At 64.5% G+C, this 13378-nt stretch carries 12 protein-coding genes; 6 read left to right on the top strand and 6 right to left on the bottom strand.

All coding sequences use genetic code 11. The features are described 5' to 3' along the window. Positions 1-9: 9 nt before the first annotated feature. Together D7I37_RS19620 and D7I37_RS19615 are read right to left on the bottom strand one after the other, a co-directional pair. Entirely contained in the window at positions 10-276 is a 267-nt protein-coding gene (locus tag D7I37_RS19620) for a hypothetical protein (RefSeq protein WP_129544199.1), read from the bottom strand. Positions 277-573: 297 nt separating this feature from the next. Continuing rightward, entirely contained in the window at positions 574-1317 is a 744-nt protein-coding gene (locus D7I37_RS19615) for a sulfite exporter TauE/SafE family protein (protein WP_095097387.1), read from the bottom strand. Positions 1318-1428: 111 nt separating this feature from the next. On the opposite strand from D7I37_RS19615, the gene D7I37_RS19610 reads away from it, so the two are divergent. After that, positions 1429-2310 carry a LysR family transcriptional regulator gene (locus D7I37_RS19610; protein WP_061795655.1) on the top strand — a complete coding sequence of 294 codons (882 nt, stop codon included), beginning with the start codon at positions 1429-1431 and terminating at the stop codon, positions 2308-2310. 5 nt (positions 2311-2315) lie between these two features. Here the strand turns inward: D7I37_RS19610 and D7I37_RS19605 are convergent, their stop codons facing one another. The 4 genes from D7I37_RS19605 to D7I37_RS19590 form a co-directional block, all read right to left on the bottom strand. Next, positions 2316-5888, bottom strand: a complete 3573-nt coding sequence (locus D7I37_RS19605) for a molybdopterin cofactor-binding domain-containing protein (protein ID WP_129544198.1) — start codon at positions 5886-5888, stop codon at positions 2316-2318. Next, a complete protein-coding gene (locus tag D7I37_RS19600; RefSeq protein WP_061795653.1) occupies positions 5881-6423 on the bottom strand; it encodes a (2Fe-2S)-binding protein in 543 nt (180 codons plus the stop codon). The genes D7I37_RS19605 and D7I37_RS19600 overlap by 8 nt, the downstream gene beginning before the upstream one ends. 87 nt (positions 6424-6510) lie before the next feature. After that, a complete protein-coding gene (locus D7I37_RS19595) occupies positions 6511-6984 on the bottom strand; it encodes a MarR family winged helix-turn-helix transcriptional regulator (RefSeq protein ID WP_061795652.1) in 474 nt (157 codons plus the stop codon). 67 nt (positions 6985-7051) lie between these two features. Further along, complete coding sequence (locus D7I37_RS19590) at positions 7052-8110, bottom strand: 2,5-dihydroxypyridine 5,6-dioxygenase (protein WP_061795651.1); 1059 nt, start codon at positions 8108-8110, stop codon at positions 7052-7054. 329 nt (positions 8111-8439) lie between these two features. Between D7I37_RS19590 and D7I37_RS19585 the strand changes: the two genes are divergently transcribed. The 5 genes from D7I37_RS19585 (at position 8440) to D7I37_RS19565 (ending at position 13236) form a co-directional block, all read left to right on the top strand. Further along, on the top strand, positions 8440-9591 hold the full coding sequence (locus D7I37_RS19585) for an FAD-dependent monooxygenase (protein WP_061795650.1): 1152 nt from the start codon (positions 8440-8442) through the stop codon (positions 9589-9591). Then, a complete protein-coding gene (locus D7I37_RS19580) occupies positions 9588-10382 on the top strand; it encodes an alpha/beta fold hydrolase (protein ID WP_129544197.1) in 795 nt (264 codons plus the stop codon). Before D7I37_RS19585 ends, D7I37_RS19580 begins: the two co-directional genes overlap by 4 nt. 16 nt (positions 10383-10398) lie before the next feature. Continuing rightward, positions 10399-11151, top strand: coding sequence for an Asp/Glu racemase (locus D7I37_RS19575; RefSeq protein WP_061795648.1), 753 nt, complete (start codon positions 10399-10401; stop codon positions 11149-11151). A gap of 9 nt (positions 11152-11160) precedes the next feature. After that, positions 11161-11790, top strand: coding sequence for an N-carbamoylsarcosine amidohydrolase (locus D7I37_RS19570; protein ID WP_061795647.1), 630 nt, complete (start codon positions 11161-11163; stop codon positions 11788-11790). Positions 11791-11925: 135 nt separating this feature from the next. Beyond that, positions 11926-13236 (top strand): MFS transporter, encoded by a 1311-nt coding sequence (locus D7I37_RS19565; RefSeq protein ID WP_061795646.1) that lies wholly within the window; start codon positions 11926-11928, stop codon positions 13234-13236. Positions 13237-13378 lie beyond the last annotated feature (142 nt).

Raw genomic sequence — 13378 nt, 5'->3', positions numbered from 1 at the left:
GATTACGGCTTAGCCGAAAAAAAAGACTATTGCCATAACAATAACACAAATAGAACAGAGTAATGCGTCACCGGAAAAATCCTTTAACGAGCCCAAATAAGCATTGCTATTTTCATTCAGTATATCAACGGCTTGATTTTCATTTTCAGCCTCCACTTCCACAGGGTGCTTTCTAAACCCCTGCAGCTTCAGCTCCTTGATTACCTCCCGTGTAACCCCTTCTTTTTTCACCACCCTGGAAGCGCCACTCTTTATAAAAACAACATATCTATTCATCGCATACTCCATAAAAGCACGAATTTTCTGGCCTATCCCGATCCTGCCAGCCACCCGACACCGCAGCCAATTGGCCGTTTAAAATTCACTCCATCAATATTATTCCATGGATTTATTGTGTTTTTTTGGAAATCCCTGTGACGGCAAAAGTAAAACATACTGACAATAGTCCATCACTTTCTTGCACTCATTAATGCAATAAAACAATAAAAGCGTATTTTCAATATAGCAACCCATCATATTGGAATAAAACCCAGAATAATATACCTACTCTAATTACATGTAGATGCTATCGATTTAGCTAATTGAACGCCAGGCAAGCTCAACGCCCAGGATGAATAACCCGATAAAGAAAAGGCGGCGAAACAGCTGCGGGCGGCAATGGCGGCGCGCGATGCTCCCCAGCCACATGCCGGCCAACGCCGGTACCAGCGCCAGCAATGAGCTGCCCAGCGCCGCCCCCGGCAACGCCTGGTGCCACGCCAGCCCCGCCGCCAACGCCAGCGTGGAAACGGTAAACGACAGCCCCAGGGCCTGCACCAGATCGTCGCGCGCCAGTCCCAGCGCGTTCAAATAAGGCACCGCAGGAATAACGAATACCCCGGTGGCGCCAGTCACCAGCCCGGTCAGCAAGCCACACAGCGGCCCCAGCCAGCGCTCGGCCGCCGGTGCTGCGCGCCAGTCAAAACGGCTGGATCCCAGCAGCGCGTAAAGGATAAGGCAAATACCCAGCGCCAACGGCGCCCAATGGCCGCCGCCGGAAAGCGTTCCGGCGCTCACCAAGGTGCCTGCGGCGATCGACAGCATCATCAACCACAGCCTGCGGCACAGCGCCCGCCACTGCGGCCCGCACATCAGCTGCCACAGGTTGGTGATCAGCGAGGGAATCAGCAGCAAGGCCGCCGCCTGCCCCGGCGGCATCAGCAGGCTCAGCAACCCCATCGACACCGTGGGCAGACCGAGGCCAATCGCGCCTTTTACCGCGCCCGCAAGGACAAAGATACCCGCCAGGGCGAAAACTTCAGGTAACGTTGGCGTCATGCGTCTATCATTCCTTCATTGCGAATCAGTGGCCTGATTGTGCGCAGCCCTGGCCGGCCGCACAATGCGGCAATGGCTGAGCCGGCCTGTGGCAAAGACAGAGGGAAAAGGATGCATTTTGATTTTACCGATCTGCGGCTGCTGGTGGCGGTGATCGAAGCCGGCAGCATCACCGCCGGCGCCGAACGCACCGGTCTGTCGCTGCCTTCGGCCAGTGCGCGCATCCGCGGGCTGGAACAGCAGGCGGGCGTGCAACTGCTGGCGCGCGGTGCGCGCGGCGTGCGGCCGACGCCGGCCGGTGAACGGCTGCTGCCGCATGCGCGCCGGCTGCTGCGACAGCGCGAACGGCTGCGCGGCGAAATGGCCGAGTTTGCGCCCGGACAACGCAGCCGGCTGCGCATAATCGCCAACACTGTCGCCGCCGAGGCCTTCCTGCCGGAGCTGCTGGCGGACTTCCTGGTGCAACACCCCTATACCGACATTGCGCTGGAGGAGCTGCCCAGCACCGCCATCGCCCAGGCGCTGGTCGAACAAACGGCGGATATCGGCATCGTTGCCGATCACGCCGACCTGCGCGGGTTGGAAAGTTATCCGTTTCGGGCCGACCGCCTGGTGCTGGCGCTGCCGCCGGGCCATGACCTGTGCGGCCGCGCCAGCGTCGGCTTTGCGGAAAGCCTGCGTTATGAATTCATCGGTTTATCCGCGGACAGCGCGCTGCAGCGGCATCTGGAGCAGTTGGCCATGCGCAGCGGCGGCTCAATGCGGCTGCGGGCGCAGGCCGGCAGCTTTGAGGTGATTTGCCGCATGGTCATGCGCGGCGCCGGCATCGCCGTGGTGCCCGAAGAGCTGGCCCGGCAACTGCCGGGCATTCGGCAGCAGGTTATCGCGCTGGAAGACGACTGGGCCACGCGCCGGCTGTCGATCGCGGTGCGCAAGCTGGCGCAGTTGCCGCTGCCGGCGCAGCGGCTGGTGGCTTTCCTGCAGCGGCCGTAACGCCGTTAATGGCTGCCCGGGTTGGCGCGCAGCCGCGCCACCTGCGCCTCCACATCACGCCAGGCCGGTTTGTCGCCGGCGTAGCGCTGGCGCAGATAGTTCACCAGATCGGTCACCTGCCGATCCGAGAAGCTGTCTTTAAAACCCGGCATAAAGCCCAGCCCGGCGGTGGCCGGCTTGGAGATCCCCTGCAGGATCACGTTGATCAGGTTATCCGGCCGCTCACTGAAGATATTGGTGTTGGCGGCCAGATCCGGGCTGACGCCGAACAGCTGCGGCCCGCCGGCGGCGGCGCTGTGGCAGGCCTGACAGGCGCCCTGAAACAGCCGCTCGCCGGCCTGCTGCGAAAACGCCGGCTTAACGCGGGCGGCCAGCTGCGCCTGCGGCTCCACATTCAGCGGCGCCGGGTCGCTCAGTGAAATCAGGTAGTTGGCCATCGCCCGCACGTCGGATTCGGGCAGCGTCGCCAGCTCGCCGACCACCGGCCCCATCGGCCCGGCCGCCACGCCGTGTTCGCTCGAGTGCCCGCTGCGCAGGTACTGGAACAGCTGTTCTTCGCTCCAGGGTTTATCCGCATTGGCCAACTGATTCAGCGCCGGCGCTTCCCAACCGTCGACCATCGCGCCCGCCAGAAAACCCGCGCCGCCCTTTTCAGCGCCCAGCAGATTGCGCGGCGAGTGGCAGGCTGCGCAGTGGCCGAGGCCGTTGACCAGATAGGAGCCCCGGTTCCACTGCGCGGTCTGGGCGGGGTCGGGCTGAAACTCGCCCTGCCGCAGAAACAGCGCGTTCCAACCGGCCATCAGCGGCCGCATGTTGAACGGAAAACGCATCTGATTGGCCGGGTTGCTTTGCGATACCGCCGGCTGCGACATCATATAGGCGTACAGCGCCTGCATGTCGCCGTCGGTCATTTTACTGAACGCGGTATAAGGAAACGCCGGGTACAGATGGCGGCCGTCGCGGCTGATGCCCTGCCGCATCGCCCGCTCAAAGGCGGTAAACGACCAGTTGCCGATGCCGGTTTCGACGTCCGGCGTGATATTGGTGCTGTACAGGGTGCCGAACGGCGTTTCCATCGCCAGCCCGCCGGCGTTGGTCGCCCCCTCGGCGGCGGTGTGGCACACCGCGCAATCCCCGGCGGCGGCCAGCTGACGGCCGCGCTCCAGCGTGGCGGCTGACCAGGTGCCCGCGCCCGGCGTGGCGACCGGCGCGATTTCGGCGCGCCAAGGCAGCGCGGCGCCGGCGATGCCCAACACCGCGCCGAACAGGCCGGCCGCGCCGCCGAACCACCATTTGCTGCGCCGGGATTTGGCCGGCGGCGGCGCCTGCCGGGCGCTGTCCGGGCCGTTCAGCGCCTCACGCAGGCGATCCGAGGTGATCGGCAGCTCGCGAAACCGGATGCCGGTGGCGTCGAACACCGCATTGGCGATGGCCGCCGCGCTCGGCACCGAGGCCGATTCACCGGCGCCCAGCGGCGGATCGTACGGGCGCGGCATCATCACCACGTCGACTTCCGGCACCTCGGGGAAAGTCAGGATCGGATAGGCGCCCCATTCCTTGCTGGACACCGTCGACTCTTCGAAGGTCACCCGCTCCTTCAGCACCCGGCTGGTGGACTGGAGCACGTTGCCGTGGATCTGGTGGCGCACGCCGTCGGGATTCACCATCATGCCGGCGTCATGCCCCACCACGATGCGCGTTACCGCCACTTCGCCGCTGGCTTTGTCGATCGCCACGTCGGCCACCCAGGCCGCCCAGGCGGCGCCGAAACCGGGGAACTTGCTGTGGATATAGCGCGCATAGGCAAAGCCGCGCCCGCGCAGCACCCCGTCTTCCGCCGGGGTCTGCATCGGTTCGGTGTGCGGCGTCCAGCCGGCGCGTTCGGCGGTGCTGCGCATCAGTTCGCTGGCGCGCTCGTCGCTGATATAGCGCAGCCGATACTCCAGCGGATCGACGCCGGCGGCATGCGCCAGCTCGTCGATGTAAGATTCGTGCGCGAAGGTGTTCGGCAGCGCGGAAACCCCGCGCATCCAGGAGGCGCGCACGATCGGCGCCATGTCTTCGATGCTGACGCGCAGCGCCGGATAGTCGTACGGCGGCACCGAGGTGCGGTCGCCCATCTCATAGGCCACCGGCAGCGGCTCTACCCGGCCGGTCAGCAGCAGCGCCAGCGTCGGCGCGCCGTTGGAGGGGTAATAGGTGCGGAAATCGTAACCCACCGGATGGCCGGCGGCGTCCAGCCCGCCGTCCACCTCCATCAGCTGCGCGGTGCCCTTCGGCTCCCACAGGTGCTCCTGCTCGCGCGTGAGCTGCACCCGCACCGGCCGCCCCACCGCGCGCGACAGCAGCGCCGCGTCGGCGCAGACGTCATCGGCGCAGTTGCGGCCATAGCAGCCGGCGGCCTCCATGCGAATAATTTCTATCTGTTGCTCGGGGTACTCCAGCAGCCAGGCCAGATCGGCGCGCAGCAGATGCGGGTTCTGGCTGCCGGACCACACCTGCAGCCGCTCCGGTCGATAGTCCGCCAGTGCGCAGGAAGGCCCGATCGAGGCATGCAGCTGATACGGCCACAGGTAGCTGCGGGTCAAGCGCCGGTCGGCCGCCGCCAGCGCCGCATCGACGTCGCCGGTGTCGTGCACCACCCGGGTCGAGCGCGGATTGTCGCGCAGCGCCTGCGCCACGTCGGCCAGCTGCGGCAGATTGCGCCGCCAGTCCTTCCAGCTGACCTGCAACGCCTGCGCCGCCTTGATCGCCTGCTCTTCGCGCTCGGCGACGATGCCGATGAAATCGCCGATCGTCACCAGCTTGACGATGCCGGGAATATGGGCGATCGAAGCTTCATCCACCGCCAGCAGGCTGGTGCCGACGAATTCGCCGCTGTCGTAACCGGCGTACGGCGGGCGCACCACCCGGCCATGCAGCATGTTCGGCAGGCGCATGTCGTGCACGTAGGTGGATTCGCCGGTGGCCTTGGCCGGAATATCGACCCGCGCGGCGCTGGTGCCCACCAGCCGGTATTCGGCCTGAGGTTTGAGCGGCGCATCGCCGGAAATCGCCAACTCGACGTGCCCGCCCGCCACCAGCTCGGCGTAGCCGAGCGTCTGCCCCTGCGGGTTGCGGATCCGTCCCTCTTCCAGCGTCAGCTGCTCTGCCGGCAGGCCAAAGCGCTGCGCCGCCCGCTGCAACAGCCAGCGGCGCGCTTCGGCGGCGGCGTTGCGCAGCGGCACGGCGGAAATCTGCAGCGTGGCGCTGGCGATGGTGGCGCCCTGATTCGGCGCGCGCTCGGTATCGCCCAGCACCATGCGCACCTGATCCATGCGCAGATACAGCTCTTCGGCGACTATCTGCCCCAGCGCGGTGCGTACGCCGGTCCCGAGATCGACATGGCCGTTGAAGGCGTAGATTTCGCCGCTGTCGCACAGGGCGATGAACAGCCCCTGCTCTTTGGGTTTCAGCGTCGGCGTTTGGCCTTTCGGCACCAGGCCCGGCGGCGGTTGAATGCTGTCGATAATCAGCAGCACGCCGTCGCGCTGCAGCAGCTCGGCCTGGGTCGGCAATGGGGAATGGGCGTCAGTCATCGGGCTGGGTTTCCTCATCGCGGCAGAGAATGATGGCGCGCTGAACCGCACGCAGAATTTCGATATGGGTGCCGCAGCGGCACAGATTGCCGGACAGCGCCTGGCGGATCTCCGCGTCGCTCGGCGACGGGTTGCGATCCAGCAGGGCCTTGGTGGTCATGATCATGCCGTTCAGGCAGTAGCCGCACTGGGCCGCCTGTTCTTCGATAAAGGCGCGCTGCACCGGGTGCGGGTGTTCCCGGTCGCCCAGCCCTTCCAGCGTGACGACCGCGCGGCCGGCAATGCCCAGCGCCGGGATCACGCAGGCGCGCGCCGCCACGCCGTCAATCAGCACCGTACAGGCGCCGCACTCGCCCAGGCCGCAGCCGTACTTGGGGCCGTTGAGCGCCAGATCGTTGCGCAGCACCAGCAACAGCGGCGTGTCCGCCATTACCCGGGTATGGATGTTTTCGCCGTTCACCGACAGCATCAGCGGATGCTCCGTCAGCGTTTTTATCGCGCCCTCCCTGGACGATTGCACTTCAGATATCGCCATGTCGCGTCTCCGCCTGCGCTCTGGTTGTCTTTTGTGGGCCGAGAACCGCGCCGCCGACCGCCAGACAACCGAAGTTGCGATGGCGAGTCAGCCGGGCTGCGGATCCTCCAGCATTTTATTGAGCAGGAATATCAGCGCTATACGTTCGGCCGGATTCAGGGTGCCAAAGGTCAGTTCTGTGATCTTCGCCGCATGCGGCAGCGTTTCAGCCAGCAATGCCGCGCCGGCGTCGGTCAGCCCGACCACCACCTTGCGCCGGTCGATCGGATCCGGCATGACGGTGATCAGCTCGCGCGCCTTCAACCGCTCGACGATGCCGCGAATGGTGGCCTGATCGACCGCCGTCACCTGCACCAGCTCGGTCAGCGAACTCGGCCCCATGTCGCGCACCGCGCACAGGGTGATGAACTGCACCGCGGTCAGCTGCGAATCGCCGACGTTGTGCTGAAAAATAGCCACGTGGCGCTGATAAACCTTGCGCAGCAGGTGCCCGACCTGTTCGGTAAAGTGATAGTTTTCAGGCTTGCCGCTCTCTGCAGCCGGGTATTCGGGGGGCGTCATTGCGTTACTCTCACCGTCTATGGAATTCACCGAGAATAGTACAAACCCCCGCGGTTAACAGCAACGGTTAACCCTGGCGCACCCGCGACGCCGCCGGCGCCACCACCTCGCCGTCCGCCACCACCGTCTGGCCGTCGAGCGCGATATCGCAGCGGCGCAGCGCAATGTCCATATGGCAAGGCGTTTTGCGCGTGCCGCCGACTTCGGTATTCGGCCCGGTGGAGAACAGGAAATTGCCGTAAAACGCGCGCGCATCCATACACATGCCGTCGTTTTTATCGTGCAGGCCCATCGCCGTCCACTGGGCGCGCGGCTGCAGCCCCCAGCCGATGTGCGAGATGCCGTACACCTCCGGATCGTTGAAATACTTCATGTATTCCCGCAGATACTCCGCCTCGAAGCCGCCGTGAATGCGGGTCACGAAGCCTTTTTCGATCTCCAGGGTGATGCGTTCGCGCGCATAGCTCTTGAACGGCAACAGAATGTCGCCCACCTCCAGCACCAGCACCCCTTCCGCCTGCTCTTCGTTAGGCCAGGTGAACAGGAAACCGCTCGGCCAGTGGTCCCAGCGCCCCGGTTCATCGGCATAGCCGTATTCGGTCACCGTCGGGTACTGCCCCAAAGGCGCGCGAAAATCGCTGCCGGCGGCGGATTTCACCTGCATCAGCTGCGCCTGCTCCAGCACCGCCGCGGCGGCCAGCACCCGCGCCTTGTCCTCAGCATCAGGCAACATCCGTGCCAATACCTCCGGCGGTTCGACCGCCAGCAAAATGCGCGTGCCGGTTTTCAGGATCTGTTCCTGCTCCGGCGAATGCAGCAGCATCATGGTGTCGACGATCAGATCGGCGGCCTCCAGCGCGCGCTGCGCCGCAGGGTTGCCGGTCAACGCGGTGTCGCCGCAGTAGGCGGTCATGTCGTTGCCCATCGCCCGCGGGTGGTTGAACGACGGCAGCTCCACCGCATACACCTTGGCGCCGAGCCGCAGCGCGGCATCGGTGGCGGCGCGCACCGTGCGCGCATCGGAATAGTGGCTTTTCAGGATCGCCACGCTCTGCGAAGCATCGACCTTCGACAGCGTTAGCACCTGTTCGAACAGTTGAACCAGCTGACTATCATTGACCGCCATGATGTATCTCCTGTTGCGTCAAGGGTGACCGACGGCCCACGGGCGGCCGGCGATATTTTGCACGAATTAAAGCGAACACACTCTTTTATCATATAAGACCAAAATTCAACGGGAAGCAAGACGTCGCTCGCATCCATAAGAAAGTCCTATTTCACGCCCCATCAATCCTGTGATTACCCTGAGATTAACAGAAGTTAACCGCCAATTAGCGTGAGCAAGATCTAATTTAACACTTGTGCAACTTTGCGTTATTTAGCGTATACACTATAAATCAGTCGTCCGACACCGCGTTGGGCGCAAGAGTGAAAAAGCCAACAGACAGGGGAAACATGATGAGCAAACAACAACGCATCGCCGTGGTCGGCGCAGGTTTGGGCGGGGCCGCCGCCGCCGGGCTGCTGCAAAAAGCCGGCTTTACCGTCGATCTGTATGAGCAGAGCCCGGCGTTTTCTCGGCTGGGCGCCGGCATCCACATGGGGCCGAACGTGCTGAAGATTTTCCGGCGCCTCGGCATCGAACAGCCGCTGGAGCAGATGGCTTCGCACCCTGATTTCTGGTTCAGCCGCGACGCGGAAAGCGGCGATTACCTGTCGCGCATCGAGCTGGGCGCCTTCGCCCGCAAGGAATACGGCGCCGCCTATGTGACGGTGCACCGCGGCGATCTGCAGGCGCTGCAGCTGTCGGCGCTGCAGCCCGGCACGCTGCACTTCGGCAAGTGCCTGAGCCAGATTGAAGACCGCGGCGACGGCGTGATGCTGAACTTCGCCGACGGCAGTTCGGCCCAGGCCGATATCGTGATCGGCGCCGACGGCATCAACTCGCGCATTCGCGAGCACCTGCTGGGTGCGGAAGCCCCCACCTACAGCGGCTGGGTCGCCCACCGCGCGCTGATCCGCGGCGAGACGCTGGCGAAGTACAACCTGAGTTTCGAAGACTGCGTGAAGTGGTGGTCGGCGGACCGCCACCTGATGGTTTACTACACCACTCAAAAACGTGACGAATATTATTACGTCAGCGGCGTGCCGCACCCGGCCTGGGATTTCCAGGGCAGCTTTATCGACAGCAGCCGCGAGGAGATGTTCGACACCTTCGCCGGCTACCACCCGATCGTACAGGCGCTGATCGAGTCCAGCGAACAGGTCACCAAATGGCCGCTGCTCAACCGCAAGCCGCTGCCGCTGTGGAGCGAAGGCCGGCTGGTGCTGCTGGGCGACGCTTGCCACCCGATGAAACCCCATATGGCGCAGGGCGCGGCGATGGCGATCGAAGACGCCGCCATGCTGACCCGCTGCCTGCAGGAAACCGGGCTGAGCGACTACCGCACCGCCTTCCAGCTGTATGAGGCCAACCGCAAGGAGCGCGCATCAAGGGTGCAGGCGGTATCCAACGCCAACACCTTCCTGCGCACCCAGGAAGATCCGGCCTGGGTCTACGGCTACGACCTGTATGCGCAATCGCTGAAATCGGAGAACGCCGCATGAGCACTTTCCTGTATGGCGCCAATGTGCAAGCCAACGGCATCCGCCAGCACTACCTGCGCTACGGCGGCCGCGGGCCGACGCTGATCCTGATCCCCGGCATCACCAGCCCGGCGATCACCTGGGGCTTCGTCGCCGAACGGCTGGGCGAAAAATACGACACCTACGTGCTCGACGTGCGCGGCCGCGGCCTCTCCTCCAGCGGCCCGGAGCTGGCCTACGATGCCGAAACCTGCGCGCAGGACGTCAACGCCTTCGCCGCCGCGCTGGGGCTGCAGAGCTACGCCCTGCTCGGCCATTCGATGGGCGCGCGCTTCGCCCTGCGCGCCGCGGCGCTGCAGCCGGCCGGCGCACGGCGGCTGGTGCTGGTCGATCCGCCGGTGTCCGGCCCCGGGCGGCGCGACTACCCGGGCAAGTGGCCGTGGTACGCCGATTCGATCCGCCAGTCGCGCCAGGGGATGGACGCCGAACAGATGCGCGCCTACTGCCCGACCTGGAGCGAAGAGCAGCGCCGGCTGCGCGCCGAGTGGCTGCATACCTGTTACGAGCCCGCCATCCAACGCGCCTATGACGATTTCCACCAGGTCGACAGCCACGGCGACTACCCGCGGCTGACCATGCCGACGCTGCTGATGATCGCCGGCAAAGGCGGGGTGATCCTGCCGGAAGATCGCGAGGAAATCCGCGCGCTGCAGCCGGAAATCGCCATCGTCGAGGTCGAGAACGCCGGGCATATGATCCCGTGGGACGACGTTGACGGTTTCTTCCGCGCCCTGGGCGACTTTCTGGATTAATTGAGGAATGCCAATCATGAGCAACAACTACCGTATCGGCCAGATAGTGCCCAGCTCCAACACCACCATGGAAACCGAGATCCCGGCGATGCTGACCGCGCGCCAGCTGATCCGCCCGGAACGTTTCACCTTCCACTCCAGCCGCATGCGCATGAAGCACGTCAACAAAGAGGAACTGGCGGCGATGGACGCCGAATCCGATCGCTGCGCGCTGGAGCTTTCCGACGCCCGGGTCGACGTGCTCGGTTACGCCTGCCTGGTGGCCATCATGTCGATGGGCCTGGGCTACCATCGCGAATCGCAGGCCAGGCTGGCGCAGGTGACGCAAAACAACAACGCCGCCGCGCCGGTTGTCAGCAGCGCCGGCGCGTTGGTCAACGGCCTGAAGGTGCTGGGCGCCAAACGCATCGCGCTGGTGGCGCCCTATATGAAGCCGCTCACCCAGATGGTGGTGGACTACATCCAGCACGAAGGCATCGAGGTCAAGGTGTGGCGCGCGCTGGAGATCGCCGACAACCTCGAGGTCGGCCGCCACGATCCGGCCAGGCTGCCGGGCATCGTCGCGGAGATGGACCTGAGCGACGTCGACGCCATCGTGCTTTCGGCCTGCGTGCAGATGCCTTCGCTGCCGGCGGTGCCGGCGGTTGAGGCGCAAACCGGCAAACCGGTGCTCACCGCCGCCATCGCCACCACCTACGCAATGCTGACCGCGCTGGAGCTGGAGCCGATCGTGCCCGGCGCGGGCGCCCTGCTTTCCGGCGCTTACTGAGGAGGCACCATGAGCGAATCGCTTGCCGATAACTACAGCGGCGTCTGGGGCCGGCGCATCGGTTTCGGCCAACGCCCGGCGCTGCTGGCGATCGACTTCATGCAGGGCTACACCACGCCGGGCGCGCCGCTGTTCGCGCCCGGCGTGGTCAGCGCGGTCGACGAAAGCGTGGCGCTGCTGGCCTGCGCGCGCCAGGCGGGAATTCCGGTGATCCACACCAATATCCGCTATCATGCAGGCCATTTTGCCGATGGCGGCATGTGGGTCAAAAAAGCGCCGGTAATGAAAGACATGGTCGAAGGCAATCCGTTGGCGGCGTTCTGTCCGCCGGTGGCGCCGCTGGCCGATGAAGTGGTGCTGAGCAAGCGGTACGCCAGCGCCTTTTTCGGCACCGCGCTGGCGCCGCTGCTGGTGGCGCAAGGGATCGACACCTTGCTGTTGATCGGCTGCTCCACCAGCGGCTGCATCCGCGCCAGCGCGGTGGATGCGGTACAGCACGGCTTTCGCACCATCGTGGTGCGCGAGTGCGTCGGCGATCGCCACCCCGGCCCGCATGAGGCCAACCTATTCGACATCGACAGCAAGTACGGCGACGTGGTGAGCAAACGGGAGGCGATCGATTACCTGAAACGGCGCTGAACCGGGCTTCACCTGCAACAACAATAACGAAGGCGCGAAAAGCGCCTCACGCGACCGCCCGAAACAGGCCGGCGCAACGCAAACACAACAGGCACCTCCTCCGGAGGCCACAACGCACCACCTGGAGACATCATCATGGCCATTGTTGACACCCCGTCAGCGGGGAAAGCGGGCGCAGAATCGCTGCTGCTGTACCGCAAAATCACCTGGAAGCTGATCCCGTTCCTCTGCCTGTGTTATCTGGCGGCCTACCTTGACCGCATCAACGTCGGGCTGGCCAAGCTGCAGATGACCGACGCGCTGCAGCTGAGCGAAGCGGCCTTCGGCCTGGGCGCCGGGCTGTTTTTCGTCGGTTATATCCTGTTCGAGGTGCCGAGCAACCTGATCCTGCAGCGCGTCGGCGCCAAGGTGTGGATCGCCCGCATCATGATCACCTGGGGGCTGCTGTCCGCCGCCACCATGTTCGTCACCACCCCCAACCAGTTTTACGCCATCCGTTTCCTGCTCGGCGTGGCGGAGGCCGGCTTCCTGCCGGGGGTGCTGTATTACCTGACGCTGTGGTTCCCCACCTACCGCCGCGGCCGCATCATCGCGCTGTTCATGATTGGCCTGCCGCTGTCTAGCGTGCTGGGCGGGCCGATTTCCGGCTGGATCATGGGCCACTTCGACATGCGCCACGGGCTGCACGGCTGGCAGTGGCTGTTTCTGCTGGAGGGCATTCCCAGCGTGTTGCTGGGCGTGCTGACCTTCTGGGTGCTGCCGAACACCTACCAGCAGGCCAAATGGCTGACGCAGGAAGAAAAAGGCCGCATCGCCGAGGATCTGGCGCGCGACGACGCCGAAGCCAGCCACAGCAAGCACAGCTTCCGCGACGGTTTCTTTAACCTGAAGGTGTGGATGCTGGGCGGCATCGACTTCGCCATTTTGCTCAGCGCCTACGCCATGGGCTTTTGGATGCCGACCTTTATCAAAACCGCCGGCGTGACCGACATCACCACCATCGGCTACCTCACCGCCATACCGAGCGTGGCCGCCCTGTTGGGCATGCTGTTGATCGGCAGCAGTTCGGATCGGCTGCGCGAACGGCGCTGGCACATTATCGTGCCCTTTATCGTCGGCGCGATGGCGATGGCCGGCAGCACCTTCTTCACCCATAATCTGGTGGCCACGGTGCTGCTGTTTTCCGTCGCCCAGGCGGCGATCATCGGCGCGGTGCCGGTATTCTTCAGCCTGCCGGCCACCTTCCTGCGCGGCACCGCGGCGGCCACCGGCTTCGCGCTGGCCTGTTCGCTGGCCAACATCGCCGGGCTGGTGAGCAATTCGCTGATGGGGCTGGCGCTGGATCTGACCGGCAAAAGCGGCGGCGCGCTGTGGGCCTTCGCCGGCTGCCTGCTGCTCAGCTCGCTGCTGGTGGTCGCCCTGCCGGCCAAGGTGGTGAATCGCTGATCCCGGCCACTGACGGGCGAAGCCATCGCGGAAGTGGTGAATAGCCTGCATTGCGGCATTGCCGACGGGAGCCGGTGGAATTGCTGGTGTTTTGTCGGCATCCCGCTCAGCGTTGTCTGCGAGGCAAAAAAAAACCGGAGCC

This window comes from Serratia sp. 1D1416, from assembly GCF_003641105.1.
GTDB lineage: Bacteria > Pseudomonadota > Gammaproteobacteria > Enterobacterales > Enterobacteriaceae > Serratia > Serratia ficaria.
The sequence above is the reverse complement of the archived record's forward strand: the minus strand, read 5'-3'. Positions and strand labels throughout refer to the sequence as shown.

Excerpts from the sequence above, each read along its gene's own strand:
- D7I37_RS19565 (WP_061795646.1), top strand. The coding sequence starts at position 11,926 with ATGGCCATTGTTGACACCCCGTCAGCGGGGAAAGCGGGCGCAGAATCG.
- D7I37_RS19595 (WP_061795652.1), bottom strand. The coding sequence starts at position 6,984 with ATGACGCCCCCCGAATACCCGGCTGCAGAGAGCGGCAAGCCTGAAAAC.
- D7I37_RS19605 (WP_129544198.1), bottom strand. The coding sequence starts at position 5,888 with ATGACTGACGCCCATTCCCCATTGCCGACCCAGGCCGAGCTGCTGCAG.
- D7I37_RS19570 (WP_061795647.1), top strand. The coding sequence starts at position 11,161 with ATGAGCGAATCGCTTGCCGATAACTACAGCGGCGTCTGGGGCCGGCGC.
- D7I37_RS19590 (WP_061795651.1), bottom strand. The coding sequence starts at position 8,110 with ATGGCGGTCAATGATAGTCAGCTGGTTCAACTGTTCGAACAGGTGCTA.
- D7I37_RS19580 (WP_129544197.1), top strand. The coding sequence starts at position 9,588 with ATGAGCACTTTCCTGTATGGCGCCAATGTGCAAGCCAACGGCATCCGC.
- D7I37_RS19615 (WP_095097387.1), bottom strand. The coding sequence starts at position 1,317 with ATGACGCCAACGTTACCTGAAGTTTTCGCCCTGGCGGGTATCTTTGTC.
- D7I37_RS19620 (WP_129544199.1), bottom strand. The coding sequence starts at position 276 with ATGAATAGATATGTTGTTTTTATAAAGAGTGGCGCTTCCAGGGTGGTG.
- D7I37_RS19575 (WP_061795648.1), top strand. The coding sequence starts at position 10,399 with ATGAGCAACAACTACCGTATCGGCCAGATAGTGCCCAGCTCCAACACC.
- D7I37_RS19600 (WP_061795653.1), bottom strand. The coding sequence starts at position 6,423 with ATGGCGATATCTGAAGTGCAATCGTCCAGGGAGGGCGCGATAAAAACG.
- D7I37_RS19585 (WP_061795650.1), top strand. The coding sequence starts at position 8,440 with ATGATGAGCAAACAACAACGCATCGCCGTGGTCGGCGCAGGTTTGGGC.
- D7I37_RS19610 (WP_061795655.1), top strand. The coding sequence starts at position 1,429 with ATGCATTTTGATTTTACCGATCTGCGGCTGCTGGTGGCGGTGATCGAA.